Below are 19,301 nucleotides of genomic sequence, written 5' to 3'. Positions count from 1 at the left end.
CTGCCCGTTAGCCAATCATGCAGCGCGCGAAACAGCGCTGCATCACAGAGGATGAAAATGAAATCAAAAAGCCGTCAATACTGCTACTACGGCTGGGAGAAGAAGGTCGATGAACTATGGTGCGGTAGAGCCCATCCGTTAGTCTGACTCCGACGACCACGGTGCATCACAGAATGTCGCTCCCTCTTGGGAAGCACTCATGGTAGATTAATCCTATTTTGGTTGTTGCACCAGCTCCAATTTTAGTGCCGTAGGAAGGATGCTTTCAATGGAAATTCTCATTGAACGCGCATGTGGTTTGGATGTTCATAAAGACTCCATTACAGCATGTGTAATGACACCAGAAGGAAAGGAGATTTGTACGTTTTCTACTAAAACAGTCTTTTTGTTGCAATTAATCGACTGGATTAAAAAACATGGATGTACTCATGTTGCTATGGAAAGCACAGGAGTCTTTTGGAAGCCAATTGTTAACCTGCTAGAAGCTGAGGATATCGAGTTTTTAGTCGTAAATGCCCAACATATGAAGGCACTACCAGGACGTAAAACAGATGTCAAAGATGCTGAATGGATCGCCCAACTTCTACGCCATGGACTTCTAAAAGCTAGCTTCGTTCCAAACCGCGATCAACGAGAACTTCGAGAGTTAGTCCGTTATCGCCGAAGCATTATTGAAGAACGGGCCAGACAGCACAATCGAATACAAAAGGTTCTAGAAGGAGCAAACATTAAACTCGGCTCTGTTGTTTCCGATATTATGGGCGTTTCCTCTAAGGATATGCTTCGCGCTATTGCAGAAGGTGAAGATGATCCTGAGAAATTGGCAAACTTCGCTCAACGAACACTGAAAAAGAAGAAAGCAGAACTTGAGCTAGCTCTTCGAGGTTACGTAAACCCCCATCAGCGTTTAATGATCAAGACAATTCTAACTCATATTGACTTTCTGTCCGAACAAATTGAAATGTTAGATCAAGAAATTGCAAACAGGGTTAGTTCGTATCAAGAAGACGTAGAACGCTTGGACTCCATACCTGGAATTGCCCCTCGGATGGCGGAACAGATTCTAGCTGAACTCGGAACAAACATAGAGAAACAGTTTCCTAGTGCGGCTCACTTATGTTCTTGGGCTGCATTAGTGCCTGGACATAATGAGAGCGCCGGCAAACGAAAGTCTTCCAAAGGCAAAAAAGGAAACAAATATTTAAAATCTGCTTTAACAGAAGCAGCGCATTCGGTAGGTGCATCCAAAAACTATCTTGGTGCAATGTATAGGCGAACTTTAGCACGAAAAGGCAGAAAAAGAGCTGCTATTGTTGTGGCCCATGCCATGCTAAGAATCGCTTATTATTTATTGACAAGAAAAGAAATGTATGTTGATCTAGGTGAAGATTACTTTGACAAACAGAAACTCGGAGCAATTGTACGGAATTCAGTTCGAAGGCTTGAGAGCTTAGGTTATAACGTTTCGATTTCGGAAGTCTCCTGATCCCCCCATTTCATAGGCGCCGCTACACTTTAAAAAATGAAAGAGCAGCGTCTTCTTTCATGCTGCCCTTTTTCTGAGAATGCCTTAATCTTTAATTTTCATGGTAGTTCAACGAATAAGTCCACATTGATTACAATATCATCACCTCTCCCCTCCCCCCGTCGGGAATGAGATAAAGTTCTTGTCATTTGGTTTTGACAAGAACTTTATCCCATAAACATAAAAAGCCGCTATTTAAGTGGCATTTAATGAGATAATGTTCTTGTCACCCAACACAATTGTATGTACTGACTGTCTAATGACACAAATCTCCCTACATTAATGACACAAAGTTCCCTACATTTTAGCTAACCGCTCCTTTTTGTCAGTCTTTTTGATGGGAGGGATTGCGTCTTTTTTATGCGGGTATGGAAAGTCTGGAGAATGTTTGGGGAATAGTACTACATTATGAACAGTAATGGAGCGTAGAGGAATGAAAGTATTATCCATGATTCAACCGTGGGCGACTCTGCTTGTCCAAGGCGAGACTCTCTATGAAACAAGATCCTGGAAGACCCGGTATCGCGGACCGTTGGCCATTCATGCAAGCCAGAAAGTCGATAAGCAGGACTGCAAATATGAACCCATCCGTTCTTTACTCGCCAAGAATGGCTATACGGAACAAAACCTCCCTACGGGAGTTATCCTTGCAACTTGCGAGCTTACGAATTGTTATCAAGTCATCGACGCTAATCATACGTCAGCCATTCTGGATTGCGGGAAGGTCGTGACGGGGGATGACTTCCTGTTAGGTGATTACAGTCCAGGTTATTTTGCGTGGGAAATAGCTGGTTTCCGTCTGCTGAAGCCCTATATTCCAGTGAAGGGAAAACTGGGACTATGGGAATATCCGATAGGCGAAGAGTTGATGATATGACCCTATGTAAACAATCAATTAATGGAGGTTCTGACTTGACCAATTACTTATTTTCTCCTTATGAAATTAAAGGTTTACTATTGAAAAATCGGGTAGCCATGGCCCCCATGTCCAATATTCCTTAACCGCTAGGGATGGCAACCCAACGATGGCATTACGTTCACTCTGTTTCAGATGAGCCAATTAGAATTACCCCGGAAGCTACTGTGCAATTTCTTGCAAGCGATGTGAGAGCTCATTTTGTACAAGCTCCCGTTCACGCTGGAATTGGCTCTGAACATGCTCGTTATAATGCCGGAGATATTCACGAACTTGAACGCGGTCATTTTGAATCGTATGGTTAAGGAGCTCTTTGTAAACGACTACGAAAAATAAGTATTAGACGCGCCCTAAATTTAAAGCAGCCGCATTCTATGACTTGAAAAATAAAGTCTTAGACTACGGCTGTTTTATTGTGTTTACGTACTCCGTTCAGCGTTTTTCCTAAATTTTAATTTTCCTTAGCCGGGTAAGAGTTTAGCCCTTCATATGTCCTTTTAAGATTATCTGCAATCGTTCTGACGGTGATTCCGATTACGTTATAATACAAGAATGAGTAAATATACTTCCACTTGAAATACGCAACAACCATGATCAAATTGCAAAAAGGTTCCCCAATAAAAGCGTAGATCACGCTCATACAAAGTAAACCGAGACAATATGATTTCCACGTCTTAAAATACTGATATAACAACATATACGCGACAGGAACCATTGACAAGTCAAAAGCAAATGCCTCAGGCACAAGAGGTATCATTTGAATTGGGTAATCCCAATAATTTAAATTATAACCGACTAAGTCTAAAAGCTTAGTTACAATCGCAATGAATAGTCCAACCACCACAAGTTCAAGCTTTCTTTTTTTATCCACTATCTTTACCCAAATAACCCATGGAACGATTGTAAATGCAACGAGCAGCCACCATTGGGGGCTTAAAAACCCACCATGGTTCATGAACCTTTCTATATTCGTTTGGACTAATGCAGTAACTAATTCCCTTGCTTTTTCCATATTTTCATCCATTAATATACCACCTATATGTCAATGATCACTCATAGTGTCCGTCACCATAGGAAAATTTATGCATATACTTACCTTTGGGTCGAACTGGACGGATTCCACTAATCTCCCGTTAATTCAATGAATAAGTCCAGATTGATTACAATTTTTTTCATCACCTCTACCCTCCCCCCGTCGGGAATGAGATCAAGTTCTTGTCAACAATCGGGAATGGGATAAAGTTCTTGTCATTTGGTTTTGACAAGAACTTTATCCCATAAACACAAAAAGCCGCTATTTAAGCGGCATTTAATGAGATAATGTTTTGTCACCCGACAAATATTATTATTATTATTTTATATAGTAGTGACCTACATTTTATTTTTCTCTGTTTTTTCGGCTTCGTGCCCTGCCCCCTTCCCTACATAAAAAATAATAACTTGATTTCTCAAGCTTTTTCGAATTGGTTTATGTAGGCACATTTGTGTCATTGGACATCGGATGACAAGAACTCGATAACACAAATGACAAGAACTTGATAACATTTCCCCCGTGCTGCGCGAAACGGGCATTTATCATTCATTTTTTGAATGATGTTTTTTTAGCCTAGCGGCAGAATCTGCTCCAACAATTTCTGGATATTCCAAAAGACTATTCGGAAAGATTTGACCCCTAAGAATAATTTTCCAGAAAATGTGGAAAGTAATTATATCCATAATTTTGAGGAGAAGTGCACATGTCAATTCTTCAACGAATATTCTTCTCGCGCACAAAAAAGGAAAATGAATTTACCATTCCTCTTCCTAATATCGAATTATCTAATGATTCAGCTACAGTTCCTTCTCTTCAACATACTTTGGATAACTTCATTAATTGCTACGATTTTGTTCATCGAAATCTTCCCGAGATCAACGTTGATCTTGTTTACTTTGGACATCTATTAGGTAATGACGAATTTACGCGCGACATCGCGACCCCATTTGCGAACATTCAAGCCAATGAGGTAGGTCTGCTTCTTCAGCGCAGTCATTATCATCAAATCTTTGATTCGAAATCCTTAATTAAAGGGATTTTAGATGGGGGAGTTGCTATCTTCCACCAAGAAAATGTTTATTTAATTAACGCGTACAAGCCTGATTCACGTACGGTTCAACAATCCGAAACAGAATCCGTAATTACAGGACCTCACGATTCATTTGTTGAGACCGCAGTAATTAATCTTTCCCTCATCCGCAGAAGAGTTAAAAGTTCACACTTAAAGGTTCTGAAATTAGAAGTAGGTGAAGTTACAAAGTCGGACGTCTATATCCTATACATTGATGGCATTGTCAATATGGAATATGTAAATGAACTTGTTAAACGAATTAGAAGTATTGAAGTCGATGCGGTACATGACGGAAACATGTTGGTCCAATACATAGATGATTGTCCCAACTCACTCTTCCCCTTATTTCCCGCATCAGAACGTACGGATTCGGCTGTTTCTAGGCTTGTTGCCGGAAGAGTTCTAGCCATCCTGGATGGGAGTCCGTCAGTTATATCGGCGCCTGCATCTTTTTTTGAGTTCTTCTCTTCACCTGACGATTACTATCAAAGGTGGGCTTTAGGAACGGCAACAAGAGCATTAAGATTTATCGCCTTCCTCGTTACGGTTACTTTTACATCTTTATATGTTTCTGTAACAACATATCATTATGAAATGATTCCTGAGACACTTTTACTCACGATCACCGAGTCCCGAAGCCGAGTTCCCTTCCCACCTATTTACGAAGCTTTGCTGATGGAAATTATGATTGAATTATTACGGGAAGCAGGTGCCAGGCTGCCAACAAAGATTGGGCAAACCATAGGCATCGTCGGCGGAATTGTAATTGGGCAGGCGGCTGTACAAGCTGGTTTTACAAGTAACATTCTTATTATTGCTGTTGCCTCTTCCGCAATCGCTTCATTTGTAATTCCAAGCTATATAATGAGTGCTTCCATTCGCTTAATTCGTTTCGGATTAATTATATTAGCCGGTACCCTAGGCAATTTGGGCTTAATGATGGGAATTGCGATAATCATCATTCACTTGTCAGGATTGACAAGTTTAAATACCTCTTATTTGACACCTGTTTCCCCAATGAATTTTAAAGACTGGCGAGATGTATTTGTCCGCGCACCATTTTGGGCCCTTAAAGAAAGACCTGCACAATCCAAGTCGCCAAACCAGCTAAGGAACAAAATGAAAAAATAATGGAGAGGGTTTTAAAAAGTGAAAGAAAAACTAGCTTCTTTCCATGTTACTATCCTCATCTTCATGATTCAGACTGGAGTAGTCATATTCAGCCTTCCTCGACTGTTAGCCCAAAACTTAGGATATAACGGTTGGCTGGGAATCGTTATTTTCACCTGCATATCTACCTTCAACATTTTCCTAATATCGTTAGTACATCGTTTAGGTAAGGGCACTTCAATTTTCGACATTCTGGAGAACTCGTTGCCTAAATTTGTAACAAATACGATTTATTTCGTTATGATCTCTATTTGGAGTATGCTGGGCTGTATTGTCGCTAAACAGTATGTAATCATCTTTCAAATGATTGCTTTTCCAACAACACATCCTATGTTTTTCAAAGCTTTGGTCGATATTATCGCATATTTATTGATAATAAAAGGTATTTACAATATTTCAAAAGCAGCGACTAGTTTCTTCTGGATTGTTATTTGGATGGTGCTTCTTCTAACATTTTTTATTCATGATTTTGAGTGGGCAAATTTAACTACATTTCTTTTCAAGGGGAGCACAAGTTTCCTAAAAGGCGGACTGGACTGCTATACGGCTTTTCTTGGTTACGAAATTGCATTACTACTTATACCGTTTGCCGAAAATCACAACAAATTTATTAAGGCTGTTCATATAGGAAATTTGATAACTGCTATTTCTTATTTATTGGTCTGTTTTGTTTGCTTTGGTTTTTTCAGCTTCGGACAATTAACCAGACTCAAATATCCTCTTCTCGATTTATTATCGTATATAAAATTACCGTTCATAGAACGTCTTGAGAATTTGTTATATGGATTTTTCTTATTCAGTATGTTAATCACAATTGTTATGTACTGCTGGTCAGCAATTGAGACTTTACAAAGGATTCTGCCCAAAGTCAAACCAAACTGGCTTGCAGTGTTTGTTCTTTCAACTACCTTTCTAATTGCTTGGATCCCAGATGTGATTGGCAAGGTTGAAAAATGGTTGCAAATTCTTGGATATGCGGAGACTTGTGTAGCATTTGGATTACCAGCGTTGATACTTTTCATTCTATGGATTAGAAAGGGGCATAGGGAACATGTATAAGGCAATTCTTTATTGCGCTGTACTAATCATTCCCTTATCTATAGTTGGTTGTGGAGATCAACGGATTTTAGAAAAGCTGGGATTCACTCAAACTACAAGCTATGATTTACTACCCAGTGAGAATAACGGACAAGAAGATAAATTAATGATCTCTGTCAGCATTCCTAAAGCAGATCCCGAGGGCCAAACAAAGAGAGAGACTTTAACCGCGGTTTCGACAACTAGTAAAGCGGCAAAAATTATGCTTTCTCGAAAAACTGAACTTTCATTAGTAAGCGGGCAATTAAGAAATACACTATTTGGTTTAAGTTTAGCCAAAAAGGGATTATGGGAGCATATTGACACTTTGGTACGTGACCCTGCAATTTCGCAGCGAGTAAAAGTTACCTTAGTGAATGGAAATGCCCACGATCTTTTAATGAAGGATTATTTACCCCATCCGCGAACTGGAAAGTATATTGATCGATTGTTAGAAAAGGAAGGTAAAGCTCAGACAGTTCCCCATATTACACTGTTTGAATTCACGAGAGATCTATTTGATGATGGGATTGATCCAGTTGCTCCAATGATTAGAGCAGTGAACGATGACGTGGTTATAGATGGGATCGCATTGTTTAATGAAGATCGTTACATTACTAAAATAGGTCCAGATAAGTCACTTATCTTTTCAATATTACGTGGAAACTTTAAGGAAGGTGAACTGAGTATAGATCTTGAATCAAAGGGAGAGCATGTAATGTTAAGCTCTCTGATAAGCAAAAGAAAGATTAAAGTACATTCAAGCGGGTATAACCAATTTTCAATTGATATTAACATTAGCCTCAAAGGATCAATATTAGAGTATATTGGAGACTTACATCTAAGTGATGAAAAGGATAGACAGAAGCTTGAAAATTCAATTTCTGATTATATTCAATTTGAAACAAAGGAAATGGTAACAAAGATGCAAAAAAATAAGGTTGACAGTTTAGGATTAGGAAAACGCATAAGAAATAGTTTGAGCTACTCCGAATGGACAAATCTTGTTTGGAAGGATATATATCCTAATATAGAGGTACGCTGCAATGTTCAAACTAAAATTAAGGATTATGGGAAGTTCGAAAAATAGCGGTTTGAAAAAGCACAGTAACGCCTCAAGGGCTTTAATTGTCTCCCATTAACTCAATCATTTTTTCACTTAGAGTATTTAAGATATCCCCAAAGAAGTAAAATCGGGATAGCTGCAAGAAAACATGCTATAGAGATACTGTCCCTTTGCTTTTTATCATTGGTGGTTTCTGTACTATCATTAGCTCATTGGCGGTCACCTGATATCAGTGAGCCACTTATAATAATTGTAGTGAGTATTAGAATTAAGCCAATGCATCCCGATATTCGTTGACTAATAGCATTGTTTAAAAATAATGACAAAATATAAATCAATATAGTAACAATGAGTCCACTTATAAGTGATAGTTTAGCTATTTTCAAGTTTAAACCCCTCCCCTAAACCCTTACCTCTACCGTAAATTGGAAATTTCCTGCCCGTTAGTTTAACGCCTGCTTGCTGAAAATTTATCGAGTCGGTGTCTAGAATGTAGGGAGATTTGTGTCACAGGACTACAATGTAGGGAAATTTATGCATTTTTCTATGACGCAAATTCACCTACATAAAAAATAAAAGCTTGATTTCTCAAGCTTTTTCGCTCTGGTCTATGTAGGCACATTTGTGTCATTGGTCATTTATGTCGGTTGACAAGAACTTGATGTCATAAATGACAAGAACTTTATCCCATTCCCGACAAAAACCCATCGCCATTATTTTGACGATGGGTTTTTGGTTTTTGTGGCTTAAATAGTTAATTTTCTAACATATTTATCAAGGTAATCACGCGAATTGATTTATTTTCTTCACTTGAATTATTGAAAATTAGCATGGATACTCTCAATGGATTAAATGACTTCATTTGGAGTATACTCTTGCTGTTCCAGCAATAGTAAATGCACGTAGCTCACTTACAACAGGCGGACTGACTCCTAATAGTTTACCTACAACTCCAAATCAAACAGTATAAGGTGCGTCTGTTGATATCACAACTCCTAGCAGTTATCCGAATGTACCAGTTGGCTATGGAACTTCACCATGGAGTGCAGTAAACAGTTTGTTTAACCATTTCGATAGCTGTTTGGTGCAGAATAGCCCCTTTAACGTGAGATTAAGGTTGCACCTTCCGGTTTTTGTAATAGTAAATTTTGTCTTCTTCCGTAATTTGCCGCAGTACTTTACATGGACTGCCTACTGCAACCACATTTGGCGGAATATCTCTCGTGACGATGCTACCTGCCCCTATTACACTGTTTTTCCCTATAGTTACACCCGGATTAATAACTGCACCGCTCCCAATCCATACATTGTCTTCAATGATAACTGGAAATGCATACATTTGCCCTGTTGCACGCAATTCTGCATCAATGGGATGTCCGGTCGTAGATATCGTAACATTAGGAGCGAATAAGACTCCATTTCCAATCTTAACCGTTGTATCATCCACGATTGTAAGATTAAAATTCGCATAGACATCGTTACCAATGAACGTGTTAGAGCCATAGGCAAAGTGAATAGGTGGTTCAATCCAGCAATTTATGCCCAAGCTTCCAAAAAGTTGCTTAGCCAATTCTTCACGTTTGGCCACCTCGGACGGTCTTGTTTGGTTAAAGTCATATACCAGCTCTTTCCCCCTAAGCCGTTCCTCCGGCAAGCCTTCTCCCATGTCCGTAAACAATAATCCATTCTTTATATTTTCACGTTGTGTCACTTCTGACATTCCTTTCTACATATGTGTATTATTACTCTTATTTTTTAAGTGTAACAAACTACAATTAACTATTCAAAGAACAACTGGTGAACCCAGAATAACCTCTTTAGATTGCTATAGAGCCGATTACTTCTATTTCTTCGACCTCCCCACGCACAACAAACCGGCAGCGGATCTCTGATCTGCTGCCGGTTTATTGTTTTAAACTAATGTGTCCCGTTAGATTAATAATAGCTTTAAGACCATCGTTAAAGCGCTATTTAGAAGATCTGAAACGTCTACATTTCAATATTTACATCTTTAAACTAATTCAATTCGGGGAATATTTACAGATATATCCTGATACTGCATTTGATTTATAATCCATTCATTACATAAACTGCAATGGTAAGCTTCAACCTCTATGGTTTTATCCGTTAGCTGAATTCAACATTCTGCCTTTTCTAATATCTCTTTGTAGTCACAATATTCATCTATAATCTCTTTTTTTTCCAGGAAGCACTTAATCCAGGTTATCCATATAGTGTCGTTTTCTTTTTCAGCTCTTAGCAATACCACGAGAAAAACGGCCCGTGTTCGCATCTATTTCGCGATAGGACCGTTTTTGTTTACCTCATATTTAAATTGTAAAAGTTGCTAAGACGATTACCAAGAGAATAAAAAGAACCAAAACAACTGCGGCGCTTGTACCCAGGCCGTAACCGGCGCAACTACCACCAAAACCTACTCCCATATTTACTCATTCCTCTCCAGTGATTTTTCACTTCGGTTTAATATACGTTCGGTACATATTGTTTGCTTGGACAAATGCCATTGGAAGGCAAACGCTGAGGAAACGCGCATTCATGAGTCTGAGTCAGGAAACGAGCGAAAGGCTGCCGTGAAACCGGCAACCTTTTTTGTTGATATTTAACTATCGTTCTACGTTAGTTGAGAATCTGTTCATTTTAACCCAATAAGAAAAGACCTCAAGATTAGCAATCAAGGGATTTGGTGAGTGAGTTACTCATTCTATTTTGAATATAGATACAGTCCAAAATCTTGCATAACAGAGGTGTACCCCATTTGTCGCAACATGGTAGCTATATTGCCACGGTGATATGATCCATGAGTGACAACGTGCAGTACCGATTCAGAAATAGAAGTTTCAAGCACACCGGCATAGGGGTTATCCACCACAATCGACTTTTCAAGATCTTCTTGACTATTGAGAAATGCTTTATACCTTTCAGATAAGTCTAGAAATATTTTTTTCATTTCTTCAATGCTCTTCGTTTCCACCTGTGCGCTTAGTTGATTTGTGAACGCCATTGCTTCATTCATACTTTTACCCGAGCTAATCTCAAACCATGCGTAATCTACGAGATAAATATGCGTTAGCACCTTCGATACCGAAGAAAAACCACTCTGAATTTCTCTTTGATAAATGTCCTGTGGAAGTTCTTTTAAACGATCGATTATAACCCCATTTGCCCATACGTGGTAGTCGTACATTTTTAATGCGGAATGCGTCATTATAAATACCTCCTTTTTCCACGATTCTTACTTATTCTGTTTTATTTGGTAAAAACCCTTCTTTAACTATCCTACCCGTTAGTTGAGAAAAACGGCAACCTTCTGCGGCTGCCGTTTCTTTGTAATCGTTGAGCTATCGTGTCCCGTTAGTTCAAAAGACTATGTAGCAAAATTGCTAGTTATCAGGTTATTGTCTCGTACTAGTTATTAATACATACTTTACCGTACTATATGCTGGCATTGGCAATAATTTGATTTACAGCTCGCAACGCTGAAGAGATCGCACCTTCAACCCAACCGGGAAAAAGACTTGTATTATCGCCAGCAAAGTAAATTCTACCTTGTTCGGCAGAAAGTGTTGGGAGCATTCGAAGCATCTGTTTCGGCTTATACCAAGCATATGCACCACGGGAGTATGGATTATGATCCCAAGAAAAGACCGTCCCACCTTCATAATTATACGACAATTCAGGAAGCACCTGTTTGATTTCTGATACAGCTGAATTAAAGTTACCAGCTCTAGATATGACTCGCGCCGATTCACCGGAGGAGTACGAACAAATTAACCCCCTCCTTGATGTCGTTTGAGTGAATGTAGCATCAAGCAACCATCCAATTTTCAGATCCGTATTTACTGTAGTAAAAGAACTTAAGCTGTTCCAGAATCTAGTTCGGCTTTGTATGACTGTACGCGTAACGGAGGTAGAAAGTTGGTTTTGAATGACATCATTTTTTTCTTTGCTAAGTGGCGGGGAAAAATGAATTGTACGTAGGACTGTAGACGGAATGGCCACAATGACCCGATCACAGCAGATAGTGAAAACTTTGCCGGAATTAGTAAATTGGATAACTACTCCTTTATTACTATGTTCAATATGCGTCACAGCACATCCATAACTAATATTAGAGCCAATTGTAAGGGCAAGCTTTTTCGGTAATTGATCCATCCCACCTACTATAGTCTGTGTATTTCTTTCGGAACTGGCCATTTTTAGGTCAAGCAGTCGCTGTAATGCGGATACTTTGCGAATACCATCGCCCAACATCTGCATATATCCTATTTCTAACAGCTTAATCGCACCCGAAGATGCTCCTTGGCCCTTAAGATATTCTTCCATTGTCATTGAATCGAGCTGTGCCGCTTGTTGTGTGGGCCAGCCTGGCAAAAAAGGATTACCCGCTGCTTTAAGCCCCGGCTTGAGATACTTTTCCAGCATTCCCGCATATCCTAAAATTCTTTCCTCGGCTGTAAGTGAAACAGGCCATAGTGCAGGTTCGGCCGGAGAATCTATTATTAATCTCCCGTCGATATATGACAAACTTCTATTCGGGACTGGTAAATTTATTAATTGAACCCCGGCTTGCTGAGCATAACTCAATGTGAGAAAATGATGCGCTCCAATGAAGGCCGCCCCGATTTCGCAAAATAATCCGTCAGCAAATTGATCCCGCATTGTGTATATGCGACCACCCGGTTGACTATTTGCCTCTAATAAACGCACGTTATATCCTTGTTTCATAAGCTCCAAAGTGCATACCAAACCCGCCATCCCTGCTCCAATAACTACAATACGCTCAGGAAAACGACCTATTCCCATAAGATCCGATTCCTCCAAATATTACTTTTATAAGACTAGGTCCTTCTTATTATCCTATGCTGTCCGTTACTTCAATAAAACAATAGAGGAGCTGCCTGAAGCAAGCTCCTCCACTATCGTACCCGTTTGGCCATTAGCGTGAAAAAGCTGCCGGTTGTAAAACTGACGGCAACTTCTTGTTGTTTGTTTGGTTTGAAACTATCGTATCCGTTAGAGTAACAAGCAGGCTACGTCCGTGAGGATGGGTAATGGTGAAAATATTTACAAAGAAGCATTTAGTAGCCTATGATTTAAATATTCGCCCATTGGGGGAATTGTGCATCTATTGGATCGACTACGCCGGCAATGAAATCAAGCTGAAGGAGATGAATAAAAGGTGAAGAATAGATTCGAATTTACTGCGGTCGTCTTAATCGGCAATGGCGAGTTAACAGACGACTTTACCATCGATATCGCCAAAATGGCTGACCGTTTAACCACACAGCTGGAGATCGCCAAGAAAGCGCTCCTAACTATTGCAGAGAGCTCAGCGCAAGGCAATGAGGCAGCCAAGACGATTGCCGCAGAAGCTCTAATAGCGATTGTCGAGTAGGGGCCGGCTTCATTCGTGTCTTTTTTGATCTCAGTTAGTTGAATGAATCACTGTTCCTTGAGCCTATGATTGTCCGGTTATAATGACCGAATCCTCAATTACAAATGCACCTTACATCCGAAAATGAATACCCATCATTTTTCAAGTCAATTAGAACTAAAAACTCGTGGTCATTTATATTAGCTTTTCGTATATTTAGCATTACTTTCACCTCTGGTATCGTGTCCGTTAGCGTAATCCTCTTTGGATGAAGACTACTCAAAAAGTACGTAAGTATTATCCAGACCCACCATCTCTCTTTTAGCAATTTGCCAAGCGAATAGTGGTTGGGCTTGTCTTTTGGAATCACACACAGAATATTCCCTGCTTCCCCTTTAGACAAATTAGTAAGCTGTAAAAAATCTTCATTATCGTAAATATACGACACAAGATATTCATAAATTGCATAGTGATCTCCCATAAATTATTCGCCAGCAATCCCACCGATGGCTCCAAACCCATAGCTTCGCTTGTGATGCGAGGTCATAGCCTCTACCAGCTCAAACATGGTCATTGGGGGTAGTGGGAGAACAGTTTTTTGTACGGGGTGAGTCCCCTAAAAACCGCACGTTCTCCCGGCTACCGCCATCATATAACACCCATAAAAATAGGCCAACCAGAAATTTCTGGCTGACCTAATAATACGAAAAGCCGCTATTTAAGCGGCATTTATTGAGATATTGTTCTTGTCACCCGACAATTCTTTTTGTAATGTAATATGTTCGTCGATGCATACATGTGCATTTCGCGTCACCAACATGTGTGTTTTTCTTTTTTAACGAATTTCTCTATATAGTATCCCATAGAAGTATCACGAATTTTTAAACTTTATCCACCCAGCGCCTCAAATCGAATCACACCTGGCCTGCTTTCATAGCGGTCTCCAAGCGTTCTCTCGGACAGTATAATAATTCCATTTGTTCCGAGATAAGATTATACACTACTTTATCAGACAGAGGGGAACCCTTATATCCCCGGTACAATGGCCCGAGTCTATGCTGCCTAGGGTCTTGATATTAGTGTATAAACTCCCTCCTTAGGACCTATTTGTACTCAGACAAACGTGATCTAATTTGAGGATACGGCATGACGAGCAGCAAGGCCATCAAAAGCGCGCGTCCACATGCATCACCAGTCAGTTCCAACAAATTGCCTAAGCGCATCATCACTGGCCAGGAAGTTTGGCCGAGAAGTGGGATCCATGCCTCTAAAGCCGCCCCGATCAACGCGATGTAGAGACCCGTGCCCCAACGCGATTTGCGCATGACGACGATGACTGGCAATTGGGCCAGCACAAAAAGGATGCCTCGTACAGACTCAAGTATTAGTGTAGTTATGGTCGAAGGTACGCGCGTGTGAAGTGAGTCAATAAATGCTTTATCATAGTAGTATGCATGTTCAAGAGGCGTCACCAAAGCAGCAAAAAACAAGTAGATTACGGCATACGGCACGCCTGCAACGACGATTCGCCAGATCCAGGATAATAACCGACGGTTGCGAATCACTTGATGAGTAAAGCGGGGCGCTTTCTGTACCTTCTCCGTTGTTGGTATCAGCCAACAGATGATTCCAGAGATTATAAGCAGCGGGATCGCCTGGAATATTAATGCCGCAATCAAGCTAACGGGCGTCAACAAGGTGGTGTAATAATACGCTTCAACGAGATCTGTCAAGGCTCCGGTAATATATAATGCTAGGAAGATGGCGAGGAAGCGAGATAACGCCCGAGAAAAGGTCTGGCGCGCTAAAGGAGCCATAATTCCAACATAGAGTACGCCGGAAATAATCCTGACAATAATATTCTGAGCCGACAGGGTTGTAGCTATCGATCTTGTTGTAAGCAAATTAAGAGCGGTGAGTACGACAGCAGCCGTCAGACCACCGATAAGGACACGTATTATAAGTGTGGTTGTAGTTATCTCTCCCCGCTTGGTTGGAGCTTGTTGTTTAGAGTTCATGCCTTTCACTCCTCACTTTATTTTTCCTTTGTACAAAATAAAATTAATGTAATTTCACTACTCGAAGCAGGAATAATACAGTCTATGTCTTATTTTTTCTGTTATTCAATGTCAATGCACATACACCTTCTGCCGTAATTGACTGTCTTCTAATCTACATGATTCATTTTTCCGAAAGCATAACTTGCTTACAAATAAAATAAAAGATAAAACCCGCTCCCAATATGAAGCGGGTTTTATCTTGTTCCAACCGAAATTCGGCTTTAGTTTTTATCTGATGGCGAATAGCTTTTATTCTTTTTCAATTCTCCCCTGATCTCCAAATTGGAGGATCAAGGGTTCCAGTACCGATTAATGCACGGTGAACATACTTCAAGTTCCATCTGTTATTGCTGCAGAATACCGAGTTCACGAAACAGGCTTGAGCCCTCAAAAAGTTGGCACCATTTTCGCTCCAACAAATATCTCTCGACACTCTTTCTGAAGCTTTCTCAGGTTTTCAATGGAAATTATAATGAATATTCCTTGACTGGAATATTCCTAATGAGGTATATTATACTCGAAGGTTATGAGTCCATACTAGTCAAAGGCTTTAACGGCAAATTATCGGAGGGTTTGCCAATGAATAGAACAACTTTGAATTCTTTGCGGAACCCATCTTTGACCGGGACCGATTATGGGATTAGATAATCTGCTGAAATCGTTTCGCCAAATGTGGGAAGAGAATGGCCAGACTAACCGAATTGATTAAACATTTAAAAGATCAGGGTCATCTCTGAAGTCTAAGGAGGGTAATCAATGAGTAACCAAAAAGGACTTTTGTTGAAACGTGAATTCAATGCACCGCGCGAGCTTGTATTTAGAGTGGGGACCAAAGGGCTTTTCTCTTGAAGTAACCAGAATGGATGTCCGGCCAGTCGGGTCGAATCATTCTCCGATGAGGAAGGGAATATAATTCGCGAGTCGTTCAATCCGAACTGGCCACTTGAAATTCTAAAGATTCTGACGCTCGAGGCAAGTGACGGTATGACCGTCCTGTCCCTTCAAGGAGGACCAACAGTGCATCTGATGAGGAGCAAGCTAAATTCGATGCGATGGCACCAATGCTTGAACAAGGGTTTGAGGGAACATTCGAACAATTAGACAATTACTTGGCAAGACATAATAGTCCTATAAGATAGGCAGAATAGACGCCGACTTAAAGAGTAATTAGCTAATATGCAAGTTTAAATCGTGCGAATAAGGACGTGATTTTCAAATGAAAAGAGATACAATCTTATACTGGCTTATCACAGGATTATTAGTTCTCTTGATGGGGGCAGGTGCTATTCCTGATGTACTGTCAGTTCCAGATGCGATAAAATTATTCCAGCATTTAGGATACCCTGCTTATCTATTGCCCTTTCTTGGCATCGCCAAACTACTAGGTTTGGCGGCTATCTTGATTCCCGGCTTTCCGCGTGTTAAAGAATGGGCATACGCTGGTCTCACATTTGACTTGGCAGGTGCTATGTATTCCTCGATCGCCGTGGGCGACCCAGCTAGCGGTTGGGCTTTTTTCATTATCGGTTTTGCCTTAATCGCTGGTTCCTATGTGTGTTATCACAAAAAGCAAAAAGCAGCTGTGTCCAGCCCTCCTATCCTCAACATAACATCATAATATCAATTCAAATTCAATTTTCAATCCCAGTTGTCCTGTGAAAATAAAGTTTTAGACTGAGAAGCGCGATTTAACAAGGTTTATTAGAATGAATTTCGCCAGACCTTGAAAGATAGTCTATAAAAATGGAACAGCGGCGGACCAAGACTTGAAAAATAAAGTCTTAGACTGCCGCTGTCTTTATTAAACTAACGTATCCGTTAGCGGAATAGACCTCGATAACCTCGTAATGAGTTCTTTGGGAGCCAGCCGCGGAGTTGAAAGAGGTGGTTACGCAGTTTTGCAGAATTCCTGTGTTATCATTATCCCAGAATCCCTTCACTTTCTAATTCACATTTATTTGCAGGCCTTAAAGAAATGTCTTTTCCCCATCCGATTTTAGTTCCATACTTACCGTTATATAAACTTTCTAACGTATTTATCAACGTAATCACGAATTGATTTATATCACTTGGATTATTGAATATTAGCATGGATACTCTCATTGGATTAAAAGACTTCATTTGGAGTATTCATTGTGCCTGCTCCTAGTTGCGTCTGAAAGTCCTGTCTCTCCTCAGTTTCCATTGTCCGACTCCAATAGTTCCGTACAAAAAAAGGTGCTGTACGATGCGAATTACTTTATACTTTAGCGTTTTATATGAATCTCATTTATTGACCATCGGTGCATGCTTACGTCTACCGACGCTTTTGTCATACAGACACTCCAAATGGTATGATACATGGTGAATCTGAATGAATTACATCTTATGACAGTAAAGGAAGGCTACAATGGATTTGTCATCATTATTTACTGCTATTGCACCACTGGATTTGAGAAGTTGTTTAATAACTCAACAAGGTCAGCTTACCTTTAAACACTATAGAGATCTTCAAACAGAAACAGCAATAGCAAGGATCAACTCCTGCACCAAAAGTGTCCTAGCTTCGCTGATTTGTATCGCAATAGATAAGGGATTGCTGCCGCCACTAATGACATCCATATCCGTATTTTTCCCGCAGCTTGCTCAGCACCGCGATTCGCGCAAGAAGGAAATTACTCTGTTGCATCTGTTGACGATGTCTGCCGGTTTTAATTGGACTGAATTTGGTGGACAGAATTCTTTCCCGCGTATGGCTAGATCACCCAACTGGGTCAATTTTGTTTTGGAACAACCCCTATCAGATTCTCCTGGAGTTAGAATGGAATACAATTCAGGGGTTTCTCAATTATTGTCTGCCATCTTGGTACAAGCAACAGGTATGACAACCGCCCGCTTTGCGGAGTTATATTTGTTTGAGCTTCTTGAAATTGAATCCTATAAGTGGGAAATGGATCCTCAAGGCATTCATACAGGTGGCTTTGGACTTTGGCTTTCCCCTTCAGATATGCTGAAGTTCGGGCAGCTATATTTGCAGCAAGGAAAATGGGATAACAAACAGCTCATTTCACAGGAACTGGTTGCACGTTCTGTACGATCCGCATTCCTCGTGGAAGCCCCACGCCAGGGCTACTATGGCTGGCATTGGTGGACTGATTCATACCCTGTGGCTTCAAACAATTCGTCCACACATTCTGTGGAGTACTTTTACGCCCGAGGGTATGGAGGACAATATATTTATATAGTCCCTAGTCTTAAGACCGTTGTTGTTTTAACCAATGATAAGCGAAAAAAAGAACAGTACCCTGTAGATGTGTTCCGCCAAATTATCGCACCTTTACTACTGCAGCAGCTATAATACGTATTCGTGCAATCCAATAGATTCCTAAGATCTTCCGGTGTCTTCCGATGTCTAATAACACAAATGTGCCAACATTAATGACACAAATCTATCCACATATTTTTTTGCGTACACTGAAACCACCCTACGACGGTTAAGTCGTAAGGTGGTTAAGGAAAGCAAGTTATTTAAGTGATTATTTATTACTTTTTATTCTTAAACTTCTCTACTAATGCTAAAAATTCAGGGGTTGTTGTAACTTTAACAATACCAATCCTTCTGAAGGGTCACAGGTTTCTTGCTCATGATCCCAGTAATAAAGCTTCCGTTACAAAACCGGTGTCTTGCACAAAATCGGCGAACTGCGCATTGGTCACAGTAGTCTCATCGATATAAAAAGGAGACAGCTCTACTTCACTCACAGGTCCCTCACCATCCGAAGGGAATCCTTCCGCGTCGTCGGTCCCCATCCAGAATGAGCCGCCTGGCAAATAAACCATGCCCTCTTTGCCGTTTCCCCGCGTTGCTTTTAGTCCGGTTACTTGAATACCTTCCGCAGGAGCCAACTGATCCCGCTTCACATTGCAGCAGGAGGGTTTCAATTCGAATTCCGACATGTCTTCTCTTCCCTTTTTTAAATCCTATCTTATACCATATAAATCACATGG

General features: G+C 40.4%; 14 protein-coding genes and 2 pseudogenes. 9 read left to right on the top strand and 7 right to left on the bottom strand.

Annotated elements, in window-relative coordinates; all coding sequences use genetic code 11:
* Positions 1-268: 268 nt before the first annotated feature.
* Positions 269-1,486 (top strand): IS110 family RNA-guided transposase, encoded by a 1,218-nt coding sequence (locus O9139_RS19610; RefSeq protein ID WP_270880676.1) that lies wholly within the window; start codon positions 269-271, stop codon positions 1,484-1,486.
* 472 nt (positions 1,487-1,958) lie between these two features.
* Positions 1,959-2,402 (top strand): ASCH domain-containing protein, encoded by a 444-nt coding sequence (locus O9139_RS19605; RefSeq protein ID WP_270881162.1) that lies wholly within the window; start codon positions 1,959-1,961, stop codon positions 2,400-2,402.
* A 490-nt stretch (positions 2,403-2,892) separates the two neighbouring features.
* On the opposite strand, the gene O9139_RS19600 is transcribed toward O9139_RS19605, so the two are convergent.
* Positions 2,893-3,465, bottom strand: coding sequence for a CBO0543 family protein (locus O9139_RS19600; RefSeq protein WP_270881161.1), 573 nt, complete (start codon positions 3,463-3,465; stop codon positions 2,893-2,895).
* Between the two features lie 712 nt (positions 3,466-4,177).
* Here O9139_RS19600 and O9139_RS19595 point away from each other — a divergent pair.
* Genes O9139_RS19595 through O9139_RS19585 form a run of 3 tightly spaced genes read left to right on the top strand, consistent with a single transcriptional unit; the run spans position 4,178 to position 7,883 of the window.
* On the top strand, positions 4,178-5,677 hold the full coding sequence (locus O9139_RS19595) for a spore germination protein (RefSeq protein WP_270881160.1): 1,500 nt from the start codon (positions 4,178-4,180) through the stop codon (positions 5,675-5,677).
* A gap of 18 nt (positions 5,678-5,695) precedes the next feature.
* A complete protein-coding gene (locus tag O9139_RS19590) occupies positions 5,696-6,775 on the top strand; it encodes a GerAB/ArcD/ProY family transporter (RefSeq protein ID WP_270881159.1) in 1,080 nt (359 codons plus the stop codon).
* Positions 6,768-7,883 carry a Ger(x)C family spore germination protein gene (locus O9139_RS19585; RefSeq protein WP_270881158.1) on the top strand — a complete coding sequence of 372 codons (1,116 nt, stop codon included), beginning with the start codon at positions 6,768-6,770 and terminating at the stop codon, positions 7,881-7,883. Before O9139_RS19590 ends, O9139_RS19585 begins: the two co-directional genes overlap by 8 nt.
* A gap of 1,087 nt (positions 7,884-8,970) precedes the next feature.
* On the opposite strand, the gene O9139_RS19580 is transcribed toward O9139_RS19585, so the two are convergent.
* The 3 genes from O9139_RS19580 to O9139_RS19565 all read right to left on the bottom strand — a co-directional run bounded on the left by O9139_RS19580 (position 8,971) and on the right by O9139_RS19565 (position 12,683).
* Complete coding sequence (locus tag O9139_RS19580) at positions 8,971-9,579, bottom strand: maltose acetyltransferase domain-containing protein (RefSeq protein WP_408638369.1); 609 nt, start codon at positions 9,577-9,579, stop codon at positions 8,971-8,973.
* A 1,002-nt stretch (positions 9,580-10,581) separates the two neighbouring features.
* The gene (locus O9139_RS19570; RefSeq protein ID WP_270881155.1) at positions 10,582-11,085 is read right to left on the bottom strand and encodes a DinB family protein; all 504 of its coding nucleotides are present in this window, start codon (positions 11,083-11,085) and stop codon (positions 10,582-10,584) included.
* A gap of 227 nt (positions 11,086-11,312) precedes the next feature.
* Positions 11,313-12,683 carry a flavin monoamine oxidase family protein gene (locus tag O9139_RS19565; RefSeq protein WP_270881154.1) on the bottom strand — a complete coding sequence of 457 codons (1,371 nt, stop codon included), beginning with the start codon at positions 12,681-12,683 and terminating at the stop codon, positions 11,313-11,315.
* Between the two features lie 248 nt (positions 12,684-12,931).
* On the opposite strand from O9139_RS19565, the gene O9139_RS19560 reads away from it, so the two are divergent.
* Both O9139_RS19560 and O9139_RS19555 read left to right on the top strand, forming a co-directional pair.
* Positions 12,932-13,063, top strand: coding sequence for a hypothetical protein (locus tag O9139_RS19560; protein ID WP_270881153.1), 132 nt, complete (start codon positions 12,932-12,934; stop codon positions 13,061-13,063).
* On the top strand, positions 13,060-13,275 hold the full coding sequence (locus tag O9139_RS19555) for a hypothetical protein (RefSeq protein WP_270881152.1): 216 nt from the start codon (positions 13,060-13,062) through the stop codon (positions 13,273-13,275). Before O9139_RS19560 ends, O9139_RS19555 begins: the two co-directional genes overlap by 4 nt.
* A 254-nt stretch (positions 13,276-13,529) precedes the next feature.
* Here the strand turns inward: O9139_RS19555 and O9139_RS19550 are convergent.
* A pseudogene (locus O9139_RS19550) lies at positions 13,530-13,714 on the bottom strand (hypothetical protein); the annotation flags it as partial.
* A gap of 643 nt (positions 13,715-14,357) precedes the next feature.
* On the bottom strand, positions 14,358-15,272 hold the full coding sequence (locus O9139_RS19545) for a hypothetical protein (protein WP_270881151.1): 915 nt from the start codon (positions 15,270-15,272) through the stop codon (positions 14,358-14,360).
* A 1,258-nt stretch (positions 15,273-16,530) separates the two neighbouring features.
* On the opposite strand from O9139_RS19545, the gene O9139_RS19540 reads away from it, so the two are divergent.
* Both O9139_RS19540 and O9139_RS19535 read left to right on the top strand, forming a co-directional pair.
* The gene (locus O9139_RS19540) at positions 16,531-16,932 is read left to right on the top strand and encodes a DoxX family protein (protein WP_270881150.1); all 402 of its coding nucleotides are present in this window, start codon (positions 16,531-16,533) and stop codon (positions 16,930-16,932) included.
* 771 nt (positions 16,933-17,703) lie between these two features.
* On the top strand, positions 17,704-18,651 hold the full coding sequence (locus O9139_RS19535) for a serine hydrolase domain-containing protein (RefSeq protein ID WP_270881149.1): 948 nt from the start codon (positions 17,704-17,706) through the stop codon (positions 18,649-18,651).
* A gap of 290 nt (positions 18,652-18,941) precedes the next feature.
* Here the strand turns inward: O9139_RS19535 and O9139_RS33525 are convergent.
* Positions 18,942-19,130 (bottom strand): annotated as a pseudogene (locus O9139_RS33525) (formylglycine-generating enzyme family protein); the annotation flags it as partial.
* Positions 19,131-19,301 lie beyond the last annotated feature (171 nt).

This window comes from Paenibacillus aestuarii, assembly GCF_027789125.1.
Taxonomy (GTDB): Bacteria; Bacillota; Bacilli; order Paenibacillales; family NBRC-103111; genus Paenibacillus_E; species Paenibacillus_E aestuarii.
This window is presented reverse-complemented; position numbering and strand designations above follow the sequence as displayed.